Source organism: Nocardia sp. NPDC060255 (assembly GCF_042727395.1).
Classification (GTDB): domain Bacteria; phylum Actinomycetota; class Actinomycetes; order Mycobacteriales; family Mycobacteriaceae; genus Nocardia.
Genome location: NZ_JBHXAU010000009.1, coordinates 1 through 18,898, shown reverse-complemented (window position 1 = coordinate 18,898; position 18,898 = coordinate 1). Strand labels below are relative to the sequence as shown.

Annotated in this window: 22 protein-coding genes; 11 read left to right on the top strand and 11 right to left on the bottom strand. The window is 67.5% G+C overall.

Features of this window, described 5'->3' with window-relative positions; translation table 11 throughout:
- Positions 1-41 precede the first annotated feature (41 nt).
- Entirely contained in the window at positions 42-497 is a 456-nt protein-coding gene (gene mscL / locus ACFWF1_RS18250) for a large conductance mechanosensitive channel protein MscL (protein ID WP_379291214.1), read from the top strand.
- On the opposite strand, the gene ACFWF1_RS18245 is transcribed toward mscL, so the two are convergent.
- From ACFWF1_RS18245 to ACFWF1_RS18235, 3 genes are all read right to left on the bottom strand, one after another.
- On the bottom strand, positions 498-1,304 hold the full coding sequence (locus ACFWF1_RS18245) for a patatin-like phospholipase family protein (protein WP_379291216.1): 807 nt from the start codon (positions 1,302-1,304) through the stop codon (positions 498-500).
- A gap of 36 nt (positions 1,305-1,340) precedes the next feature.
- Positions 1,341-2,573 (bottom strand): Ig-like domain-containing protein, encoded by a 1,233-nt coding sequence (locus ACFWF1_RS18240; RefSeq protein ID WP_379291218.1) that lies wholly within the window; start codon positions 2,571-2,573, stop codon positions 1,341-1,343.
- A 68-nt stretch (positions 2,574-2,641) separates the two neighbouring features.
- Positions 2,642-3,736, bottom strand: coding sequence for a UDP-N-acetylmuramate dehydrogenase (locus ACFWF1_RS18235; RefSeq protein WP_379291220.1), 1,095 nt, complete (start codon positions 3,734-3,736; stop codon positions 2,642-2,644).
- A 24-nt stretch (positions 3,737-3,760) separates the two neighbouring features.
- Here ACFWF1_RS18235 and ACFWF1_RS18230 point away from each other — a divergent pair, with 24 nt between their 5' ends.
- The 3 genes from ACFWF1_RS18230 (at position 3,761) to ACFWF1_RS18220 (ending at position 5,668) form a co-directional block, all read left to right on the top strand.
- On the top strand, positions 3,761-4,246 hold the full coding sequence (locus ACFWF1_RS18230; RefSeq protein WP_379291222.1) for a DUF2505 domain-containing protein: 486 nt from the start codon (positions 3,761-3,763) through the stop codon (positions 4,244-4,246).
- Positions 4,247-4,358: 112 nt separating this feature from the next.
- Positions 4,359-4,880, top strand: a complete 522-nt coding sequence (locus tag ACFWF1_RS18225; protein WP_379291223.1) for a DUF2505 domain-containing protein — start codon at positions 4,359-4,361, stop codon at positions 4,878-4,880.
- Positions 4,850-5,668 (top strand): class I SAM-dependent methyltransferase, encoded by an 819-nt coding sequence (locus ACFWF1_RS18220; protein WP_379291224.1) that lies wholly within the window; start codon positions 4,850-4,852, stop codon positions 5,666-5,668. Before ACFWF1_RS18225 ends, ACFWF1_RS18220 begins: the two co-directional genes overlap by 31 nt.
- Positions 5,669-5,711: 43 nt before the next feature.
- Here the strand turns inward: ACFWF1_RS18220 and ACFWF1_RS18215 are convergent, their stop codons facing one another.
- On the bottom strand, positions 5,712-6,320 hold the full coding sequence (locus ACFWF1_RS18215; RefSeq protein ID WP_379291225.1) for a hypothetical protein: 609 nt from the start codon (positions 6,318-6,320) through the stop codon (positions 5,712-5,714).
- 99 nt (positions 6,321-6,419) lie between these two features.
- Between ACFWF1_RS18215 and ACFWF1_RS18210 the strand changes: the two genes are divergently transcribed.
- The gene (locus tag ACFWF1_RS18210; RefSeq protein ID WP_379291227.1) at positions 6,420-7,151 is read left to right on the top strand and encodes a DUF2993 domain-containing protein; all 732 of its coding nucleotides are present in this window, start codon (positions 6,420-6,422) and stop codon (positions 7,149-7,151) included.
- Positions 7,152-7,232: 81 nt separating this feature from the next.
- Here the strand turns inward: ACFWF1_RS18210 and deoC are convergent, their stop codons facing one another.
- Entirely contained in the window at positions 7,233-7,901 is a 669-nt protein-coding gene (deoC, locus tag ACFWF1_RS18205) for a deoxyribose-phosphate aldolase (RefSeq protein WP_379291229.1), read from the bottom strand.
- A 158-nt stretch (positions 7,902-8,059) separates the two neighbouring features.
- Here deoC and ACFWF1_RS18200 point away from each other — a divergent pair, with 158 nt between their 5' ends.
- A complete protein-coding gene (locus ACFWF1_RS18200; protein WP_379291231.1) occupies positions 8,060-8,620 on the top strand; it encodes a GNAT family N-acetyltransferase in 561 nt (186 codons plus the stop codon).
- Here the strand turns inward: ACFWF1_RS18200 and ACFWF1_RS18195 are convergent.
- Positions 8,608-8,889 (bottom strand): hypothetical protein, encoded by a 282-nt coding sequence (locus ACFWF1_RS18195; RefSeq protein ID WP_379291233.1) that lies wholly within the window; start codon positions 8,887-8,889, stop codon positions 8,608-8,610. The genes ACFWF1_RS18200 and ACFWF1_RS18195 overlap by 13 nt on opposite strands.
- Before the next feature lie 155 nt (positions 8,890-9,044).
- Here ACFWF1_RS18195 and purU point away from each other — a divergent pair, with 155 nt between their 5' ends.
- Positions 9,045-9,935, top strand: a complete 891-nt coding sequence (gene purU, locus ACFWF1_RS18190) for a formyltetrahydrofolate deformylase (RefSeq protein ID WP_379291235.1) — start codon at positions 9,045-9,047, stop codon at positions 9,933-9,935.
- Positions 9,936-10,007: 72 nt separating this feature from the next.
- On the opposite strand, the gene ACFWF1_RS18185 is transcribed toward purU, so the two are convergent.
- The 5 genes from ACFWF1_RS18185 to ACFWF1_RS18165 all read right to left on the bottom strand — a co-directional run bounded on the left by ACFWF1_RS18185 (position 10,008) and on the right by ACFWF1_RS18165 (position 14,211).
- Positions 10,008-11,045, bottom strand: coding sequence for an alpha/beta fold hydrolase (locus ACFWF1_RS18185; RefSeq protein WP_379291236.1), 1,038 nt, complete (start codon positions 11,043-11,045; stop codon positions 10,008-10,010).
- A gap of 138 nt (positions 11,046-11,183) precedes the next feature.
- The gene (locus ACFWF1_RS18180) at positions 11,184-11,474 is read right to left on the bottom strand and encodes a DUF2516 family protein (protein ID WP_379291257.1); all 291 of its coding nucleotides are present in this window, start codon (positions 11,472-11,474) and stop codon (positions 11,184-11,186) included.
- Between the two features lie 129 nt (positions 11,475-11,603).
- Complete coding sequence (locus ACFWF1_RS18175; protein WP_379291238.1) at positions 11,604-12,269, bottom strand: heparin-binding hemagglutinin; 666 nt, start codon at positions 12,267-12,269, stop codon at positions 11,604-11,606.
- Positions 12,266-12,769 carry a helix-turn-helix domain-containing protein gene (locus ACFWF1_RS18170; RefSeq protein ID WP_379291240.1) on the bottom strand — a complete coding sequence of 168 codons (504 nt, stop codon included), beginning with the start codon at positions 12,767-12,769 and terminating at the stop codon, positions 12,266-12,268. Before ACFWF1_RS18170 ends, ACFWF1_RS18175 begins: the two co-directional genes overlap by 4 nt.
- Before the next feature lie 104 nt (positions 12,770-12,873).
- On the bottom strand, positions 12,874-14,211 hold the full coding sequence (locus ACFWF1_RS18165; protein ID WP_379291241.1) for a DUF445 domain-containing protein: 1,338 nt from the start codon (positions 14,209-14,211) through the stop codon (positions 12,874-12,876).
- A gap of 236 nt (positions 14,212-14,447) precedes the next feature.
- Here ACFWF1_RS18165 and ACFWF1_RS18160 point away from each other — a divergent pair, with 236 nt between their 5' ends.
- The 4 genes from ACFWF1_RS18160 to ACFWF1_RS18145 all read left to right on the top strand — a co-directional run bounded on the left by ACFWF1_RS18160 (position 14,448) and on the right by ACFWF1_RS18145 (position 18,698).
- Positions 14,448-15,131 carry a TetR/AcrR family transcriptional regulator gene (locus ACFWF1_RS18160; RefSeq protein WP_379291243.1) on the top strand — a complete coding sequence of 228 codons (684 nt, stop codon included), beginning with the start codon at positions 14,448-14,450 and terminating at the stop codon, positions 15,129-15,131.
- A 154-nt stretch (positions 15,132-15,285) separates the two neighbouring features.
- On the top strand, positions 15,286-16,722 hold the full coding sequence (locus ACFWF1_RS18155; protein WP_379291245.1) for an ABC1 kinase family protein: 1,437 nt from the start codon (positions 15,286-15,288) through the stop codon (positions 16,720-16,722).
- Between the two features lie 18 nt (positions 16,723-16,740).
- Positions 16,741-17,991 (top strand): saccharopine dehydrogenase family protein, encoded by a 1,251-nt coding sequence (locus ACFWF1_RS18150; RefSeq protein WP_379291246.1) that lies wholly within the window; start codon positions 16,741-16,743, stop codon positions 17,989-17,991.
- Positions 17,992-18,065: 74 nt separating this feature from the next.
- Positions 18,066-18,698, top strand: coding sequence for a class I SAM-dependent methyltransferase (locus ACFWF1_RS18145; protein WP_379291248.1), 633 nt, complete (start codon positions 18,066-18,068; stop codon positions 18,696-18,698).
- Positions 18,699-18,898 lie beyond the last annotated feature (200 nt).

Genomic DNA, 18,898 nt, shown 5'->3' with positions numbered 1-18,898 from the left:
GACGACCGGCAAAAGGCGCGGAGAGGCGGGCTAGCCGACTCATGTTCAAAGGCTTCAAAGAGTTCCTTATGCGCGGGAACGTCATCGACCTGGCGGTTGCTGTCGTGATGGGCACCGCGTTCACCGCAGTGGTCACCTCGGTGACCAAAGGTGTCGTGAATCCTTTGCTCGCGGTGTTCGGCAACCAGAACGAGCTCGGCCTCGGCGTCCAGCTGATCGCGGACAAGCCGGCGACCTTCATCCAGATCGGCCCGATCATCACCGCGTTCATCAACTTCTTCGTGGTCGCCGCCGTGCTGTATTTCGTGCTGATGCTGCCGATGAAGACGATCAAGAACCGCTTCGGCACCACCAAGGCGGCCGAGCCCACCGAGACCGAACTGCTCATCGAGATCCGCGACCTGCTGGCCGAGCGGCACGACGCCGTGCGCGCCGAGCGGGCGGCCGATCGCGAAGTCGAGAACGACCCCGACCTCGATTCGTCGCTGCGGCGCTAGTCACTGCCAGACTGCGCGCACCTCGTCGGCCGCGGCCCTGCCCTGGCGCAGGCCCGCCGCGAACACCGCTGGCCAGCTGGATCGGTCGTCGAGATCCGGGCCGAAGGTTTCGATCGCGAGGGGGTCCGGGACGATCCGGGCGACTCGCCGCACACTCGACGGCACCGTCGTCGGGAAGACATGGGCCAGTGGTTCGATCAGGATCAGCGTCGACATGCCTTCGGCCAGATCGGCATTCGAGCCATTGCGGAGCGCGCCGTCGATGTAGCGGTGCGCGCCGATGGTGACCGGTGCGGCCAACCCCGGCATCGCCGTGCTCGCGGTGACCACCTGGTGCACCGGCACACCGTCGGTGCCGCGCCAGATCTTCGGCTCGCCGGAATCGATGTCGACGGTCGGGATGAGCAGGTTCGGATGCGGCCAATGGCCCACGCCCACCAGGGTTTTCATTCGATCGAGGCGGGCCTGCTCCGGGCTGGTCGTCGCGCTCAACGCGAGTTTGCCGACGCGATGCAGCGCGGCCGATCTGTTCGTGCCCGCGCCGCGAAGCACCTCGAACACCTCCGCTGTCACCGCGGGATCCACGATCAGCGCGGGGGCGGCGTCGGCGGGCAGTTCGGCGTAGGCATTCAGGTCTCGACCGTCGGCCAGACCCGCCGCGGCGATGGCGCCCGCCGAGGTGCCGACCAGGAGGTCGGCGTCGGCCAGCTCGATCCTGTTGCGGCGCAAGCCCTCCACTACGCCGAGTAACCATGCGGTGCCGACGACGCCACCCGGACCGAGTACTACCGCACGACCATTCACCACGTCACCCTCCGAACCTCGATCCAGCTGAGATCGAGACTAGCGGGGCGGGCCGGGCGCGACCGGGGTCGCGGAGACGACCGAGGTGGAACCGTCCTCGGCCGACATGGTCTTCCAGGTGGCCCAGTCGATGGTCCAGTCGTAGAGGTCGCCGTCGGCGGCCGACAGCGGGATGGAGGTACCGGTGACCTCCACCGGGTCGCCGTAGAGCGCGGTCGGGAAGTACGCCTGGGCATCGCCCGGCGACAGGTTGATACAGCCGTTGGTGACGTTCGAAGATCCTTGGGCGGACACCGATTCCGGGTTGGCGTGGATGAATTCGCCGTTGTTGGAGATGCGTACGGCCCAGCGCTCGCGAACGTTGGTGTAGAACGGCGGATTCGACATCATGAAGTCTTCGTACTTCTCGGTGACCACGTGCAGCCCGGAGCGGGTGACGTTGCGCGGCTCGTTGCCCTCGCCGTAGCTCACCGCGAAATCGAAGATCGTCTTGCCGTTCTGGACCACCTGCATGCGGTGGCTCGGCGCGTTGGCCTTCACGATCTGGCTGCGGCCGATGCGGAAATCCGTTGTCAGATCGGTGTATCCGTAGTTACCGCCGCCGAGATCGAGCCCGTAGAGCTTGGCCGAGACGTGCACGGTGGTGCCGGGTACCCAGTAATCCTTGGGGCGCCAATGCAATCGGGAGCCGTTGTCGTCGGGGAACCAGGCCCACGCGCCCTCGGTGGGCGGGTCGGTTGTGAGAGTGAGCGCCTTCTCCACCTGCGCCTTGTTCTGCACGGAAGCCTTGAACTGCAGGATGATCGGCGCGGCGATGCCGACCTCCTGGTTGTCGGCGATATTGATGGTCGCCGGGACGGTGTTCTTCGGCGCGAGCGTGCTGAACTTGCCCTCGATCGGGACGGGCTTGTGATCGGTGCCGATCGCGGTGCCCGACCAGGTGTAGGTGGCGTCGTAACCGAGCGGCTCGGTGATCTTGTAACTGCGCTTGTCCGGGGCGAATTCGCCCGCCACCTGTTTGCCGGCGGCGTTCGTCAGCGCGACCTGATCGATGGTGCCGTCGGCGACGGTGACCGAGGCGGCGGCGGTCGGGTTGACCTTCTTCGCATCGTTGTCCGGTGCCAAGGTGACCTTGGCGACGGGGCCCGGATCGCGGGCCGGGTTGGCGTTGCCGCCACTGCCGCTGCTACATCCGGCCACCAAGGCGACCACGACGAACAGCACGGCCGACACGGCGGCAACCGGTCTACGGATCCCTGGACGGTTGCTCACCTCATCGAATTTACGCGGGCAAAATCGTTCGGTCGGCTAGCGAACGGTGTGGTGTCCGTTTCACCCGGTTAGAGCGAGACATCAACCGTGACGGGTTCGGGCTCGAGCCGGATGCCGAATCGCTCGGCCACCCCATCGCGCACCGTCCTGGCCAGATCCACCAGATCCGCGGCGGTCGCGCCACCGCGATTCGTCAGCGCAAGCGTGTGTTTCGTGGACAAACGGGCCGGGGCATCCGGGCCGGGGAAACCCTTGGCGAACCCGGCCCGTTCGATGAGCCAGCCCGCGGAGAATTTGACGCCGTCCGGCGCCGGATAGGTCGGCACCGTGACATCACCCACATGCGCCGAGATCGCGGCGCGCACCTCCGGCACCCGATCCTCGGGTACCACCGGGTTGGTGAAGAAGGAACCGGCGCTCCAGGTGTCGTGATCGGCCGGGTCGAGGACCATGCCCTTGCCCGCGCGCAGCCGCAGCACGGCATCGCGCACCTCTGCGGCCGGGCGGGATTCGCCGTTATCGGCACCGAGCGTCGTGGCGAGCTCGCCGTAGCGCAGCGGTGCGCTCGCGCCGCTCGGGTCGAGGGCGAAGTCGACGGCGAGCACCAGGGCGTCATCACGGTGCTTGAGCACGCTGGTGCGGTAGCCGAAACCGAGCTCGCCGGGCTCGACCCAGCGGATCGCACCGCTGCGCCGATCGAACAGCCGCACCCGGCGCAACAGGTTCGCCACCTCCGCGCCGTACGCGCCGACGTTCTGCACCGGCGTCGCCCCGGCCGAACCCGGAATTCCGGACAGGCATTCGAGGCCGCCGAGCCCCGCCGCGACGGTTGCGGCGACCACCGCGTCCCAGTTCGCGCCCGCCTCGGCCAGCACACCGTCCGCGCTCAGCTCGACGCCCTCGTTCCGCACCCGGACCACCACGCCGTCGAAACCGTCGTCGCTGATCAACAGGTTGGAACCGCCCGCGATGAGCAGCACCGGAATGCCCGCGGCGTCCAGCGCGCGCACCGTCGCGACCAGCGTTTCGGTGGTGTCACATTCGGCGACCGTGGCGGGACCGCCGACCCGCAGCGTGGTCAGCTCGGCCAGCGGCACCGATTCGCGGATCCGGGCGCCGGTGGCGGCCAGCACATCCGACGGCACCACACGTGAAGTTCGCACAGGCAGACGGTAGCGTGTCCGACCATGGCTACACCGCTGGCGTACACGGCCCGCTACTCGCATCCCGCTGCCGCCGTGCGCGCGGCGTTCGCGAACGACCAGTACTGGAAAGACCGCGTTGCCGAGGTCGGTGGGCCGAACGCCCGGCTCGACTCGGTGAGCGTCAACGGCAACCAGATCCGGGTGCAGCTGGTGCAGGCCATCGCCGCCGACCTGCTGCCCGCCGCGATCACCGCGGTGCGCCCCGGCGACCTGATCATCCCCCGCGTCGAGAACTGGGACGGCGATTCGGCCACCTTCCAGGCGACCGTGGAGGGCGCGCCCGCCGAGGTGCGCGGCACCATCACGCTGAAGGAAGACGGCGCGGGCTCGACCGGCGCCGCCAACGGCACCATCGAGGTGAAGATCCCGCTGTTCGGCGGCAAGATCGAAGCCGCGATCGCCGAGCACCTGACCGAGGTGCTGAAGAACGAGGAAGAGTTCACCAACACCTGGCTCGACACGCACTGACATTTCCCGCCGGGCGGGAAGTTGTTGCGGCAGCACACTTCCCGCTCTCACTTTTTGTGGACCGCACCGCCAAGCGCGGCCGGGGCGACACCACCCAGTAATCTCTCGACTCATGGCCCGTCGACTTGATTACTCCGCGCGCTACCCGCTGCACACCACCAAAGAGCTGTACGCGGCGCTGTCGAACCGCGACTATTGGGACGCGCGGATGGCCGAGATGCGGAAGTACTCGCCGGGGAACGAAGTGGCGCACTTAGAGGCTGGGGACGGCGGCATCGAGGTCGAGCTGCACCATGTCCTGCCGCGCGAGATGCTGCCGGAGATCGCACAGGCCGTGATGCGCAAGGACATGATCATCACCCGCAAGGAGACCTACGGGCCGTTCGGCGCCGAGGAGGTCACCGGCAAGTACTCGGCCGCGATCCCGGCCGGGCCGGGCAGCCTGGGCGGCACCATCCGCCTGTTCCCCACCGACACCGGTTGCACCATGCGCTTCTCCTCGGAGGCCAAGGTGTTCATCCCGATGGTCGGCCCGCGGCTGGAGCAGCTGATGCTGGTGAACCTGGTCGACCTGTTCCGGGCCGAAGCGGAATTCACGGTGCAGTGGCTCGACGAACACCACCCGACCAACTGACCAAGCCGGTCGGCAGCATCACCCGCGGCACCACCGGGGTCAATCGACTACGGCGCAGTGACCGCTGGCTGATGCACGACGACCTGGTGGCCGGGCGGTTGCGGGCGGCGGGCGACCCGCTGGTCGTCGACCTCGGGTACGGGGCGAGTCCGTGGACGACGCTGGAGTTGGCGGCGCGGCTGCGCACGGTGCGATCGGACGTACGCGTCGTCGGGTTGGAGATCGATCCGGAACGCGTGGTGCCCGGCCGTGACGGGGTCACCTTCGCCCGTGGCGGGTTCGAATTGGCCGGTCTCCGACCGGTTTTGGTGCGTGCCTTCAACGTCCTGCGCCAGTACCCGGAGTCGGCGGTGCCCGCGGCGTGGTCGACCATCCGGTCCGGGCTCGCGCCGGACGGCCTGCTGATCGACGGCACCTGCGACGAGCTCGGCCGCCGCTGCGCCTGGGTCCTGCTGGACCGCTCCGGCCCGCGATCGCTCACCCTCGCCTGGGACCCGTTCACCGTCGGCCAACCCTCCGACATCGCCGAGCGACTACCGAAAGCCCTGATCCACCGCAACATTCCGGGCGAGCCGATCCACGCGCTGCTCACCGCCGCCGACCGGGCCTGGGCCCGCGCCGCGCCACTGGCCCCCTACGGCCCCCGCATCCGCTGGCGCGCCGCCGCCGAATCCCTACGCCTGGAAGGCTTCCCGCTCCGCGCCTACCGGCGGCGGATGCGCGACTGCGTGCTGTCGGTGCCGTGGGACACCGTCGCGCCGAATCCCGAACTGCCCCGCACGGATTGAGCCGGCGACGACTTTTCCTGCGGTGCTTCGATATTCGCCCCGGCTACGCGCCGGTCAATGCCCGATACACCCGGGACGCCCCGCGCGGCGTCAGACTGCCACCGGCCGAACGGATTTCGTCGCTGGTACAGCGGTTGATGGCGATCGCGTCGGCGACCACCTCGTCCAAAGCGGACTGGCCGATGTCCGCCTCGGCCAGGTCGAGCACCGTGCGCAGCGGGGTGGTCACCAGGAACGGCCCGGCCGACTCGATCTCGGTGCCGATCAGCGAGCGCCGCAGCACCACTAGTCGCGGCGTGACCGGCGGACGGCCCGAACCCACCGATAGGTGCAGGAAGCGAGGACGTAGCCGCCCGATGCCGTGTAGTTCCGCCGCGCTGTGATGCGAAACCGCCGCGGCGCCGTCGAACCAGGCCGCCCACATGGCGTATTCGTCGAGCGGACCGGCGGGCCACTCGGATAGTCGCAGCAGGCCGACCCCGGCCCTGGTCACCGAGCCGTCGCCGAGCGCGATGCGGACCCTGACCTCACATCGGGTGCGCAAGACCTGACGGGTGGTGAAGAAACCCGCGTGGCGACCGGCCAATCGGCGCAGCACCCGCCATCCGTGGTCCGCGGAACCGAGTGCGCGGCCCGCCGCATCGCCAGCCATGTGCATCAGGCTACGCCCGATTCTTGTGTCACATGTCACATTCGATCCCCTCAATGCCCCCTCAGAGACGGCACAGAAACGTGGGGAAGAATCAGCCGCATGAGTACGAAGCCACCGTCCACCATGACGATCAACCGGCGGGCCCTGCTGATCGCCCTGATCGTGGTAGCGATATTGCTCGCCACGGCTCTGGTCGGCGGCGAGGCGTATTACCGGCACACCGTGTCTCGCTGCATCAGTACGCAATTCGAGAAGGAAATGGGTTCGAAGATCGATGTGAGCTTCGGCGTCAGGCCGATCCTGATCACCGCGATCGACGGCAAGGTGCCGACGGTGAAGGTGGACAGCGACGACACCAAGTTCGGCCCCGCGGTCGGCATGGTGGTGCACGCCGAGTTCCACGATGTCGAGATCACCGACCGCGGCCGCGGCGGCGGGGTGATCGGCAGTTCCTCGGCGAATGTCACCTGGAACAACGACGGCATCCGGCAGACGCTCGGCGGTCTGGTCAGCGGCGTGAAATCGTCCGCGAGCTCGAACATGCTGACCCTGGACGTGCTCGGCGGGCTGGCCCAGCTACAGGTGCAGCCGGTCATCAAGGGCGGCGTGATCGAGGTGGACACGATGTCGGCGCAGCTGCTCGGCGTTGGCCTGCCCACCGACCTGGTGCAGGGCATCGTCGAGGTGTTCACCAAGAGCCTGCAGAGCTACCCGTACAACATGCGGCCGACCGAGGTGAAGGTCACCGACGACGGCCTCGCCGTCAAGCTCGCGGGCACCCGCGCCGAGCTGCCCGCCGCCGAGAGCAACGCCAGCGCCACCTGCTCCTGACCCGCCCGCGACCGCCTGGCGAATTCGCCAGGCGGCCAGGGTGGTTCGCCGATCATCCGAGAGCCCTTGCGGCCCAACCGGTCAGGCCGGGAATCCGTCGAGTACTTCGCGCGACTTGGACAACCCGAGCCGCGTCGCGCCCGCCGCGATCAGCTCCGCTGCGGCCTCGGCGGTGCGGATGCCACCGCTCGCCTTGACGCCGAGCCGGCCGCCGACGGTCGCGGCCATCAGCTGCACCGCGTGCACGCTGGCCCCACCCGCGGGATGAAAACCGGTGGAGGTCTTCACGAAATTCGCGCCCGCCCGTTCGGCGACCCGGCAGACCTCGACGATCGCCTCGTCCGGTAGCGCGGCCGCCTCGATGATCACCTTGAGCACCGCCCGATCGCCGATCGCCTCGCGCACCGTCACGATGTCGGCGAGCAGCGCGTTGTAGTCGCCGGCCAGTGCCGCGCCGACGTCGATGACCATGTCCACCTCGGCCGCGCCCTGGTCGACCGCGAGCCGCGCCTCGGCGCCCTTGACGAGCGAATGATGTTTGCCGGACGGGAATCCGGCGACGGTCGCGACCACGAGGCCGGGCGCGCGCACCGGCAGCATGGACGGTGATACGCAGATCGCCAGCACCCCCAGTTCGCGGGCTTCGTAGATCAACTTGGCGACGTCGTCGGGGGTCGCCCCCGGCGCCAGCAGTGTGTGATCGATCATGGCGGCCACTTCGGCCCTGGTCGGTGACGCGGAACTTGCCATGAGCTGAGAGTCTGGCATACCTGTGGCGAATTCCGTTGCGCGCCTGGTGACACTTCCCGCACACTCGTACCGGGTGACAGGTCGCCGGTAGTGACTCAGCGGTCGACTGGTTAACGTGTGCGGATGGGCCCCTACTTGGTTCGGGAGGAGACGACACCGTGCTGATCCGTCGCGAACGCGCCGACGACATCGCCGGGATCGCTGCCGTACATCGCAGCGCGTTCGGCCCGCACCACGCGGATGGCGACCTGACCGAACTCACCGGCGAACCGCCCGACGACGACGGCGCCGATCCGCCCGAGGTCGATCTGGTCGCCCGGCTGCGCAGCGACCCCGGCTGGATCCCGACCCTGTCGATGGTGGCGGTGGAGTACCAGACGGTGATCGGTCACGTGTGCCTGACCAGGGCCAGCATCGGCCCGTTCCCGGTACTGGCGCTCGGCCCGATCGGCGTGCTCGGCGAGCATCAGGGCACCGGTGTCGGCTCGGCCCTCATGCACGCGGTACTCGGCGCGGCCGACGCCCTCGACGAGCCGCTGGTCTGCCTGCTCGGTCATCTCGACTACTACCCGCAATTCGGCTTCGTCCCCGCCGCTCGCCTCGGCATCACACCCGACGACCCGTCCTGGGTATCGCACTTCCAGGTCCGGGCGCTCAGCGCCTACGACTCCCGGATCGCCGGCGAATTCCGTTACCCCGAACCGTTTTACGAGCTGTAAACGCGCACTAGGTCATACACGTAGGAGCGATCGGCCTTGCGGCTCACCCATGTCCCCTCGGGCGGCCGGTCGCCGTGGCCCGCGTCATCGAACGGCCGGCTCGACACCGTCCCTGATTCGGTGACAACGCACCAACCGAAGTCCGGCAGCCGCCGACACCACAGGTCGAGATCGACGCGTTTGAAGGACGGGTAGCCGTGGGCTGAACCGTCCGGCACGAATTCGTATGTCAGTCCGTCGATCTGCCGCACGAACTTCAGACCATCCACAGCTCCGCCTCTCCGGGACTTCAGGCCAGACTCGGGTAGCACGATAGTTAGCGTTGGCGGCCGACGGCGCCGCTCGGGTATGAGTTAGCCGGTACCCGACGAGTTACCCATGTGCTTACGAAATCAGTCGTCCGGCGACCTGCGAAGATGTGCGTATGAGTTCCGCTCTACCCGCCCCGGACGACCGCCGCTTCGTGCTGGCGCTCGGCTGTCCCGACCGTCCGGGCATCATCGCCAGGATCACCTCGTTCATCGCCGACTTCGGCGGCTCGATCGTGGAGGCGGGTTACCACTCCGACGCCGACAGCGGCTGGTTCTTCACCCGCCAGGCGATCAAGACCTCGACGGTCCCGTTCGGGCTCGCGGAACTGCGCGACCGATTCGCCGAGGTGGCCGCCGAGCTGGGTCCGGAGACGGAATGGCAGTTGCTCGATTCCGGCGCACGCCGCAAGGCGGTGCTGCTGGTCAGCAAGGACGGGCACTGCCTGCACGATCTGCTCGGGCGGGCCGCCGGCGGCGAGTTGCCCGCGACCATCGAGGCGGTGATCGGCAATCACCCGGACCTGGCCGAGATGACCGAGGCGCACGGCGTGAAGTTCCATCACGTGCGGTTCCCGAAGGATCCGGCCGAGCGCGGGCCCGCCTTCGCCGAGGTCCGCTCGCTGGTCGACTCGCACAACCCGGATGCGGTGGTGCTCGCCCGATTCATGCAGGTGCTGCCACCGGAGCTGTGCGCGCACTGGACCGGCCGGGCGATCAACATCCACCACAGCTTCCTGCCGTCGTTCGTCGGCGCCCGCCCGTATCACCAGGCCTTCGCGCGCGGCGTGAAACTGATCGGCGCCACCTGCCACTACGTCACGGCGGAACTGGACGCCGGCCCGATCATCGAGCAGGACGTGAGCCGCATCGACCACGCCGACGACGTACGCGACATGGTCCGCCAGGGCCGCGACATCGAACGCGTAGTCCTCGCCCGCGGCCTCCGCTGGCACCTGGAAGGCCGCGTCCTCGTACACGGCCGCCGCACCGTCGTGTTCAGCTGACCCAATCGAGTCGAGTCATATGGATGCTAGTTGATCTTCAACAGCGACCATCTGACTCGACTCGATGACGCTTCAGCCTGCGATTTCGGCGCGCAGGCGTACCGATTCGAGGACGTGGGCTAGTTCCTCGTTGAACTGCTCGTATGCCTCGGTGTTGCCGAGGTGGCCGGTCGGCAGCTTGACGAAGCGTGCCAGACTGCCTGTCTCTCTGAGCATCTCCACGATCCGTTCGGAATGCACCACGGGGGTCATGTCATCGAACGATCCGGCGATGACCGTGGTGGGTACCACCAGGTTTCGTGCCGCCTCGCCGACGTTCATGTCGGCTAGCAGCCTGCCGAACCTGGCTCGCACCACCGCCGGACACGACCGCACGATGGCCATGCTGAAGTCGAGCAGGTCGCCCTTGGCCTTGGTGGTCATGATCGAGCGCGCGAACAGCCAACGCATCGGCGTGACGGGCGGGAAGACCAGCGGCGCGCCAAGTCCGAGGCGGCCGAACAGGAACGGTAGCGGGACCTTCAGCTCCAACAGGCGCATCGGCCGGTTCAGCAGCGGCACCACGGTGGTCTCGAAGACCAGTCGATCGGGCGCGGTGTTGGTCAGCAGCACCGCGCGGGCCTGCTGGGCGACCCGGTCGGGGTAGCGGCCGGCCCAGGCCTGCAAGGTCATGCCGCCGAGGCTGTGGCCGACGAGGACGGCCCGCTGGCGGGGACGCAGTGCCGCGTCGAGCACGGCGGCCAGATCGTCGGCGAGCAGATCCATGCTCAGCGGGCTGTCGCCACGCTCGCTCTCGCCGTGGCCGCGCTGGTCGTAAGCGACCACGCGATACTCGCCGGCGAAGGCGTTGATCTGGGCGTTCCAGTATTCGATGCAACAGCTCCAGCCGTGCACCAGCACGATCACCGGCCGGTCGGCGGGTCCGTAGGCGTGCACGCGGAGCCGGGCGCCGTCGCGGGTGACCACCGGGATCACCTCGGGCACGAGGGTGGGCGGGTTGAATGCCGCGGTCGCGTAGGTACGGGACCGCAGGTTCGCGCGGTGTGCGTCGAGCAACCCCCGAACCTGACCCGGGACGTTCACCAACGCAGTCGGCAGCATGGCACGCATCGGACACTCCTTTGTGTTACTGCTCGATACAGTAACTCCGATACACCCCGCTAGCTAGTGCTAGCACTCGAAAAGTTATCGAGTATTCGTCATCCGAATTCTACCGCCGGACCGCGACCGCACCCGGCCGCAACGCTTCTACCAGCGCGGACCGCGCTGAACCTCGTCCACCTTCGGCCGCACATCGGCCAGATAAATTCCCGTCGCGATGATGGCGGCGAACGAGAGCAGTCCGAGACCCGCGGGCGAGAGCAGCAGCAGGAGCACCGCGACGCCGAGGATCGCCAGCCAGATCGGCTTGGTCAGCTTGTCCACCGCGGTGAACGCGTCCGGACGCTGCCGCACGGCATGGATCAACGCGAAGATCGTCGCGCCGAGCGCAGCCAGCCACAGCACGAGCAGGATCATCCCGGTCAATCCGTGCACCATATTCACCTGTCCCATCATACGAGCAACGCCCCCGCACACCAGAGTGTGCGGGGGCGTTACCTCGACTGGCTCCAATAGCCGTGCGGCCCTTATGAATCAGCGCTCAGGACCGGCGGCGAATCGGTCGAATCAGGCCTTCTTCGGCGCGGCCTTCTTGGCGGGCGCCTTCTTGGCCGGAGCCTTCTTGGCGACGGGCTCGACTGCCTCGACAGGCGCGCCGTTGGCCTCGGGGGCCGGGGTGGTCTCGGTGGTCACCGTGACGACCTCGGCGTCGACGACCGGCTCGGCCGCCTCGTCCTCGACCTTGGCCGGACGACCGAGCAGGCCGTTGACCCGGCCCAGCACGTCCTCGGCGCGGGTGGCGGCGTCCTTGTACAGCGACTCGACGCGCTCGAGCTGCCCCTCAACCAGGTGGTTGGCGCGCAGCCGCTCCACGGTCTCCTCGCCGCGCACGGCGAGATCGGCGTAGATGTCGAGCACCTGGTGGTAGTACTTGTCGGCCAGCGTGCGCAGTTCCTCGGGGGTGAACTTCTCGCGCAGCTCGGCGAGGTCCTCCGGCAGTTCCGAGGGCAGTCCGGCGAGCCGCTCGCGCAGCGTCTCGAACTGGGCCTGCACGTCGGCGGGCACGTTGGCGAAGCGCTCACGGGCCTCTTCGACGCGGGCGGAGACGTCGGTCGCGGCGGCGCGCTCACGCACCTGGGTGACCACATCGGTCACGGCGGCGTAGATGGCGTCGCCCGCACCGACGGTCGCGAGGATCGGCTTGGTCACGGTCGGGGTTGTCTTCTCGGTCATGGTATTTCGTTCTCCTGGCGTGGCGGAGTTTCGGTTGTTGTGCGCGGAACGACGCTGTCCCCATCCCCCCCTGGCTCGTTCCCTCCGTTTTCCCGGCGAAACGATTCATAGATTTCGAGCAGCACCTGCTTCTGCCGTTCGCTGACAGACGTATCGGCAAGCAGGGCATCCCGGACCGGGCTGTGTGGCCGCTGTTCGAGATAACCGGCCCGGACGTACAACACCTCCGACGACACCCGCAGCGCCTTGGCGATCTGCGCGAGTACCTCGGCGGATGGATTGCGCAATCCGCGCTCGATCTGGCTGAGGTACGGATTGCTCACTCCCGCAAGGGTGGCGAGTTGACGCAGCGAGACTTGCGCGGCCTCTCGCTGTGCCCTGATGAAGCCGCCGATGTCGTGCGCCGCGTTTACCACGCGGGCCGCTTTTTCTCCGACGCCGGCCGATTGCTCGGCCGAACTTTCGGTGTACTCGGCGGAAACCTCGGGCTGGTCTGCCATCACTCACCTTCTGGCGGTTGTACGAGTTCAATTCTAGGGCAGGGTGCTAACTATTGCAAGCAGTCTGCTAGCACCCTCTCGGCAAACATCCGGCGCGCTATGTCTCAGCCACCGAACATCAGCTGCGAAACTGTGTAAATCGCCAGGCCCGCAAGCGAACCGACGACCGTGCCATTGATGCGGATGAATTGCAGATCACGCCCAACCTGCAATTCGATCTTCTTGCTCGCCTCGTCCGCATCCCACCTGGCAACCGTATCGGTGACCAGCGTGCTGATCTCCCCGGCGTAGTTGCCGACGAGATACCTTGCCCCCCGGTCGATCCAGCCGTCCACCTTCGCGCGCATATCGGCGTCGTCGCGCAACCGCTCACCGAGTTGCTGCACGTTCTCGCCGACCTTACGCCGCAATGTGCTGTTCGGATCGTCCGCCGATTCCAGGATCAATCGCTTGGCCGCCCGCCAGGTCGCCTCGGCCATCCCGGTGATTTCGTCGCGGCCCATGATCTGGGCCTTGATCCGCTCGGCCTTCTTGATCATCGCGTCGTCGTGCTGCAGATCGTCGGCGAATTCCTCCAGAAAGCGATTCGCGGCCAGCCGCACCTCGTGCTCGGGGTTGGACCGCACCTTCCAGGTGAACTCGACCAGCTCGCGATAGATCCGTTCGGAAAGCAAAATGTTGACGAATTTCGGGGCCCATTGCGGTGCATCACGCAAGACGATTCGGTCGATCGTCTCCTGCGAACCCAACGCCCACTGATGCGCTCGCTCGGCGAGCAGGTCCAGCAGCACGAGTTGCCGGTTGTCGGCGAGCAGTTCCGAGAGCACCCGGCCGATCGGCGGACCCCAGAGCGGTTCGGCGATCCGCTTGACGATCGTCTGGTCGATGATCTGCTCGACGTCCTCGTCGCGCAGCACGTCGACCACCGCGCGCAGCAGCGTCGAACTCTCCTCGGCCACCCGCGCGGCATGACCGGGATCGGCCATCCACTTACCGACCCGCCAGGAGATCTGCGCCGACGTCACCTTCGCCGAAACCACCTCGGGAGCAAGGAAGTTGGTGCCGACGAAGGTGCCGAGACTCTCGCCGAGCTGATCTTTCTTCTTGCGGATGATCGCGGTGTGCGGAATGGGCAGGCCGAGCGGATGCCGGAACAGCGCGGTGACGGCGAACCAGTCGGCCAGCGCGCCGACCATGCCCGCCTCCGACGCCGCGCGCACATAGTCCACCCAGCCGCCGCCGCTGCCGCGCGATTCCAGCCAGCGACAGAACAGATAGATCGCCGTTGCCACCGCGAGCAGCCCGGTGGCCAGCGCCTTCATCCGCCAGAGGTCGCGTCGCTTGCTCTCCTCGTCGAGGACGGCGGCGAAGCCGAACGGCGCGGCCGCACCGGGCGCCGGGGGCGTTTCCAGGACCGCGATGGTGCCGGGGGCTTTCTCCATGTCTCCCATTCTGCTGTGCCGGGCGCTCGGTCCGCCGCAGGGCGGCCTCGCGCCTTCGCGCTCGCAAGCGCTCCAGCGGAAGATGTGCAACCCGTCGCATCCCTGCCCAAACGCGCATATCACCAGTGGCAGGGACCTAAGCTGGGGGTCCGAGGAGAAACCGACGAACAAGGGAGCCCACGCTGTCCACCGATGACCTTGTCGATGTCGGCGAACTCGCCGACCGACCGGCGGCGGTGCGCACCGGCCGACAGGATGGCCGCAAACGCCGTTGGCGCCAGCACAAGATCGACCGCCGCGAGGAACTCGTCGACGGCACTCTTGCCGCTGTCCGAGTCCGCGGCTCCAACGCCGGGATGGATGAGATCGCCGCCGAGATCGGCGTCTCCAAAACCGTCCTCTACCGGTACTTCTCCGATAAGAACGACCTGGTCCACGCGACCATGCAGCGGTTCATCGAGACCACCCTGATGCCGCGGGTCTACGGCGCGATCAGCCTGGACGCGGACGAGTATCAGCTGGTCCGTTCCGCGCTCGCCGAGTATGTCGGCACGGTCGACGAGGACCCCGAGGTCTATCGCTTCATCATGGGCAACGGCTCGGCCGATCAGTCCTCGCTCGCCGAATTCGAGAAGCTCTTCGCCGAGGTGGTGGCCGCGGTCATCATCGACCGCGCGACGGCGAAGGGCATCCAGACCGACGGCGCGATGCTGTGGTCTTACGTCCTGGTCGGCGGCATCCAGCTCGCCACGCACTGGTGGACCACCAACAAGACGATGTCGCGCGAAGAAGTCATCGACTACCTGACCATGATGACCTGGAGCGCGATCGACGGGATGGCGCGTGCAAACGGCTCCGCCGAGGTGTTCAACGCACAGCCGCACGTGCTGCCGTCACCCGGTGCGAACTCGGCGAACTGATCAATCGCCCGACTCCAAGGGTGCTAGCTGGGGTGCTAGCAAAAGTGTGATGAGGGGCTCGACTTTGCCGCGAGGTTGGCTACTCTGAACCCGAGCGGTGCGCCCAGTGGGCTGCGTCACCGCCCCGCGCACTGGCACCAATGGAGGTACCTCGATGGCGAAGCAAGTACCGACCTCTCGGCTTGCTCGTGGCACCAAGCTCGGTGCCGTCGCAGCCGGCTCGGTTATCCGCACGCAACGCGCCCGGCTGTCGATGCGGGGCCGCTCCGAGGCCGTCCGCGCGAAAATGGCCGAGGAGTCCATGATTCGCACCACCGAGCAGGTGGTGATGGTGCTCGGCACCATGAAGGGCGTGGCCATGAAGCTCGGGCAGATGATGTCCGTGCTGGACATGGACCTGGTGCCGGAGGCCCATCGGGAACGCTTCCAGAAGCGACTCGCCGTGTTGCGCAACGCCGCACCGTCGGTGTCGTTCGAGTCGATGCGCCAGGTGATCGAGGACGATTTCGGCCAGCCGCTCAGCGCGATCTTCGCCGAGTTCGAGGCCGAGCCGATCGCGGCCGCCTCCATCGGGCAGGTCTATCGGGCCACGCTGCACGACGGCAGGCGGGTCGCGGTCAAGGTGCAGTACCCGGGCATCGACGCCGCGGTACGCGCGGACCTGAAGAACCTGGCCATGTTTCGCCGGGTGCTGCAATCGGCGATGCCGTGGGTGACGCCCGCCGTGCTCGACGAACTGCGGCTCAATATGGAAAGCGAACTCGACTACCAGGCCGAGGCGAACACCCAGCTACAGATCGCCGAGCTCTACGCCGGGCACCCGTTCATCGTGGTGCCGCGGTCGATGCCGGAGCTCAGCACCACCCGGGTGCTCGTCAGCGAATACGTGGCGGGCAAGGGATTCGAGGAAATCCGGCAGCTGCCCGATGCCGAGCGTGACCGGATCGGCGAAATCATCTACCGCTTCTACGTCGGTTCGCTGTTCACCTTCAACGAATTCTGCGGCGACCCGCATCCGGGAAATGTGCTGCTGGCCGACGACGGCAAGGTCGCCTTCCTCGACTTCGGACTGTTCAACCGGATGGATCCCGACCACGTCCAGTTCGAGCTGACCTGCCTGCGCGCGGCCGCCGAGGACCGGGCCGAGGACCTGCGGGACTTGATGATCCAGCGCGGCGTGATCGACTCGCCGGAGGAGATCGGCGCCGAGGAATGCCTGGAATACGTGCTCGCCGCGTCCGAATGGTGTTTGATCGACGAGGATTTGACGATCACCCCGGAGCTGGCCAGCGGCGCGTTCCTGCTCGCGGTGGACCCGAGGGCCAGCGAGTTCGCCGGCATGAAACAGCAGAATCTGCCGCCGGAGCACCTGTTCTCCCGCCGCGCCGACTTCCTCACCTTCGGCATGCTCGGTCAGCTCGGCTGCACCGCGAACTGGCATCAGATCTCCCGCGAATGGCTCTACAGCGAGCCGCCCGTCACCGGACTCGGTAAAACGCACCACGCGTGGCTGGCCGAGCATCCGCCGGTCGCGCCGAAGAAGCCGCGCACCCGGGCCAAGAAAGTCCCCAGATCAAGCCCCGATGCATAATCGCAGAAACGGAAGACCATGGCAGACAATCGCGAATTCGACCTCATACTTTTCGGCGCAACGGGTTTCGTCGGCAAGCTGACCGCGCAGTACCTGCTCACCGCCGCCCCGGAGTCGGCGCGGATCGCGCTGGCCGGGCGCTCGCTGGACAAGCTCACCGCGGTGCGCGCCGAGCTCGGTCCGGCGGCCGCGAAGTGGGGACTGGTGGTGGCCGATTCCACCGACGATGCCGCGCTCGCCGCGCTGGCCGCGCGGACCAAGGTCGTGGTCACCACGGTCGGCCCGTACCTGCGCTACGGGTTGCCGCTGGTCGCCGCCTGTGCGAAGGCGGGTACGCACTACGCCGACCTCACCGGTGAGCCGCTGTTCATCCGCGACGCGATCGACCAGTACCACGAGCAGGCCGTGGCGACCGGCGCCAAGATCGTGAATTCCGCTGGGTACGACTCGATTCCGTCGGATCTGAGCGTGTACCAGCTGTACAAGCGTTCGCTCGAGGACAACACCGGCGAGCTGGAGGAGACCACGCTGGTCGCGTCGCTCAAGGGCGGCGTCAGCGGCGGCACCATCGACTCGGGCCGGGCGATGATGGAGGCGATCGCCGCCGATCCGAGCCGGGGATCGGTGCTGTCGCACCCGTATTCGCTGAGCCCGGACCGGTCGATGGACCCGGACGTCGGCAGGCAGTCGGATCAGGCGTTGTCGCGCGCCAACACCATCGACCCGAGCCTGGACGGCTGGGTGAGCACGTTCGTCATGGCGCAGCACAACACCAAGATCGTGCGCCGGACCAACGGCCTGCTCGGCTGGGTGTACGGCAAGAACTTCCGCTACCGCGAGGTGATGAGCGCGGGCAAGTCGCCCGCCGCGCCGCTGGTGGCCGCGGGTATCGCGGGCGGTCTCGTCGCGGGGATGGCGACGGGTGCGGTGCTGTCCCGGGTGGCTGTCGGCCGCAAGCTGCTCGACCGGGTACTGCCGAAGCCGGGTACCGGACCGAGCGAAAAGGCCCGCGACAGTGGGTGGTTCGCCATGAAGACGTTCACCCGCACCTCGTCGGGCGCCAAGTACGTGGCGACCTTCTCGGGCCAGGGCGACCCCGGCTACAAGGCGACCGCGGTGCTGCTCGGCGAGAGCGGGCTGTCGCTGGCCTTCGATACCGACAAGCAGCCCGAGCTGGCCGGCATCCTCACACCCGGCGCGGCGATGGGCGATGCGCTCACCGACCGGCTGCGGGCGGCCGGGATGACCATCGAGGTCGCGCGGGCCTGAAAGACGATGCGGCGAGCGGGTTTCGGGGTGAGTCACCGAACCCGCCCGCTCGCGGTGAACGACGAGGAGCCTCGATGAACCTGGCGCGACGCACCATGAACCATCCCGCGCTGGCCGCAGTATACGAGCGGGCGTGGCGGCCCGCGCTGTTCTACCTCGCCAGCGGGCGCACCACGGAGTCGGATCGCCGCGACGCCGTCCGCACGCTGCACCTCGGCGGCGCCCAGAAGGTGCTCGACATCGCTTGCGGCCCCGGCAATTTCACCCGCCACCTGAGCACCGCACTGACCGGCGACGGCTTCGCCATCGGCCTCGACTACTCCGAACCGATGCTCGCCCGCGCCGTCGCCGACAACGCGGGCCCGCGCGTCGGCTACCTGCGCGGCGACGCCCGCGTCCTCCCGTTCGCCGACGCCACCTTCGACGCCGTCTGCTGCTTCGGCGCCCTCTACCTAATCCCCGACCCCCTGGCCGCCACCCGCGAAATGCTCCGAGTACTCGCCCCCGGCGGCCGCATCGCAATAACCACCAGCCACCGCGCCGCCACCCCCTTCGGCGACCTCAGCCGAGTCGTCGCCAGCTGGAGCGGCCTACGAGTCTTCGACACCACCACCTTCCCCACCCTCTTCACCGAAGCAGGCCTGATCAACATCGAACAAAACGTCCACCGCCTACTCCAATACATCAGCGCCACCCGCCCGGAATAGGCTCACCCACCTCCCCGGCCCCCAACATCGAGTCGAGAGTCATATGGTCGCTAAACGATCTTCACCAGCAACCATATGACTCTGCTCGATGACGCCAACAACCATTGACTCTGCTCGATCACGCCAACAACCATTTGACTCTGCTCGACTCGATGACGCCAGCACCCACCTGACTCGCCTCGCTTTTCCCGAGCATCTTT

Coding starts and splice junctions, on each gene's coding strand:
- mscL (WP_379291214.1), top strand. CDS start 42: ATGTTCAAAGGCTTCAAAGAGTTCCTTATGCGCGGGAACGTCATCGAC.
- ACFWF1_RS18175 (WP_379291238.1), bottom strand. CDS start 12,269: ATGACCGAGAAGACAACCCCGACCGTGACCAAGCCGATCCTCGCGACC.
- ACFWF1_RS18230 (WP_379291222.1), top strand. CDS start 3,761: ATGGCTACACCGCTGGCGTACACGGCCCGCTACTCGCATCCCGCTGCC.
- ACFWF1_RS18185 (WP_379291236.1), bottom strand. CDS start 11,045: ATGCGTGCCATGCTGCCGACTGCGTTGGTGAACGTCCCGGGTCAGGTT.
- ACFWF1_RS18165 (WP_379291241.1), bottom strand. CDS start 14,211: ATGGAGAAAGCCCCCGGCACCATCGCGGTCCTGGAAACGCCCCCGGCG.
- ACFWF1_RS18150 (WP_379291246.1), top strand. CDS start 16,741: ATGGCAGACAATCGCGAATTCGACCTCATACTTTTCGGCGCAACGGGT.
- purU (WP_379291235.1), top strand. CDS start 9,045: ATGAGTTCCGCTCTACCCGCCCCGGACGACCGCCGCTTCGTGCTGGCG.
- ACFWF1_RS18145 (WP_379291248.1), top strand. CDS start 18,066: ATGAACCTGGCGCGACGCACCATGAACCATCCCGCGCTGGCCGCAGTA.
- ACFWF1_RS18180 (WP_379291257.1), bottom strand. CDS start 11,474: ATGGTGCACGGATTGACCGGGATGATCCTGCTCGTGCTGTGGCTGGCT.
- ACFWF1_RS18215 (WP_379291225.1), bottom strand. CDS start 6,320: ATGGCTGGCGATGCGGCGGGCCGCGCACTCGGTTCCGCGGACCACGGA.
- ACFWF1_RS18170 (WP_379291240.1), bottom strand. CDS start 12,769: ATGGCAGACCAGCCCGAGGTTTCCGCCGAGTACACCGAAAGTTCGGCC.
- ACFWF1_RS18225 (WP_379291223.1), top strand. CDS start 4,359: ATGGCCCGTCGACTTGATTACTCCGCGCGCTACCCGCTGCACACCACC.
- ACFWF1_RS18210 (WP_379291227.1), top strand. CDS start 6,420: ATGAGTACGAAGCCACCGTCCACCATGACGATCAACCGGCGGGCCCTG.
- deoC (WP_379291229.1), bottom strand. CDS start 7,901: ATGGCAAGTTCCGCGTCACCGACCAGGGCCGAAGTGGCCGCCATGATC.
- ACFWF1_RS18155 (WP_379291245.1), top strand. CDS start 15,286: ATGGCGAAGCAAGTACCGACCTCTCGGCTTGCTCGTGGCACCAAGCTC.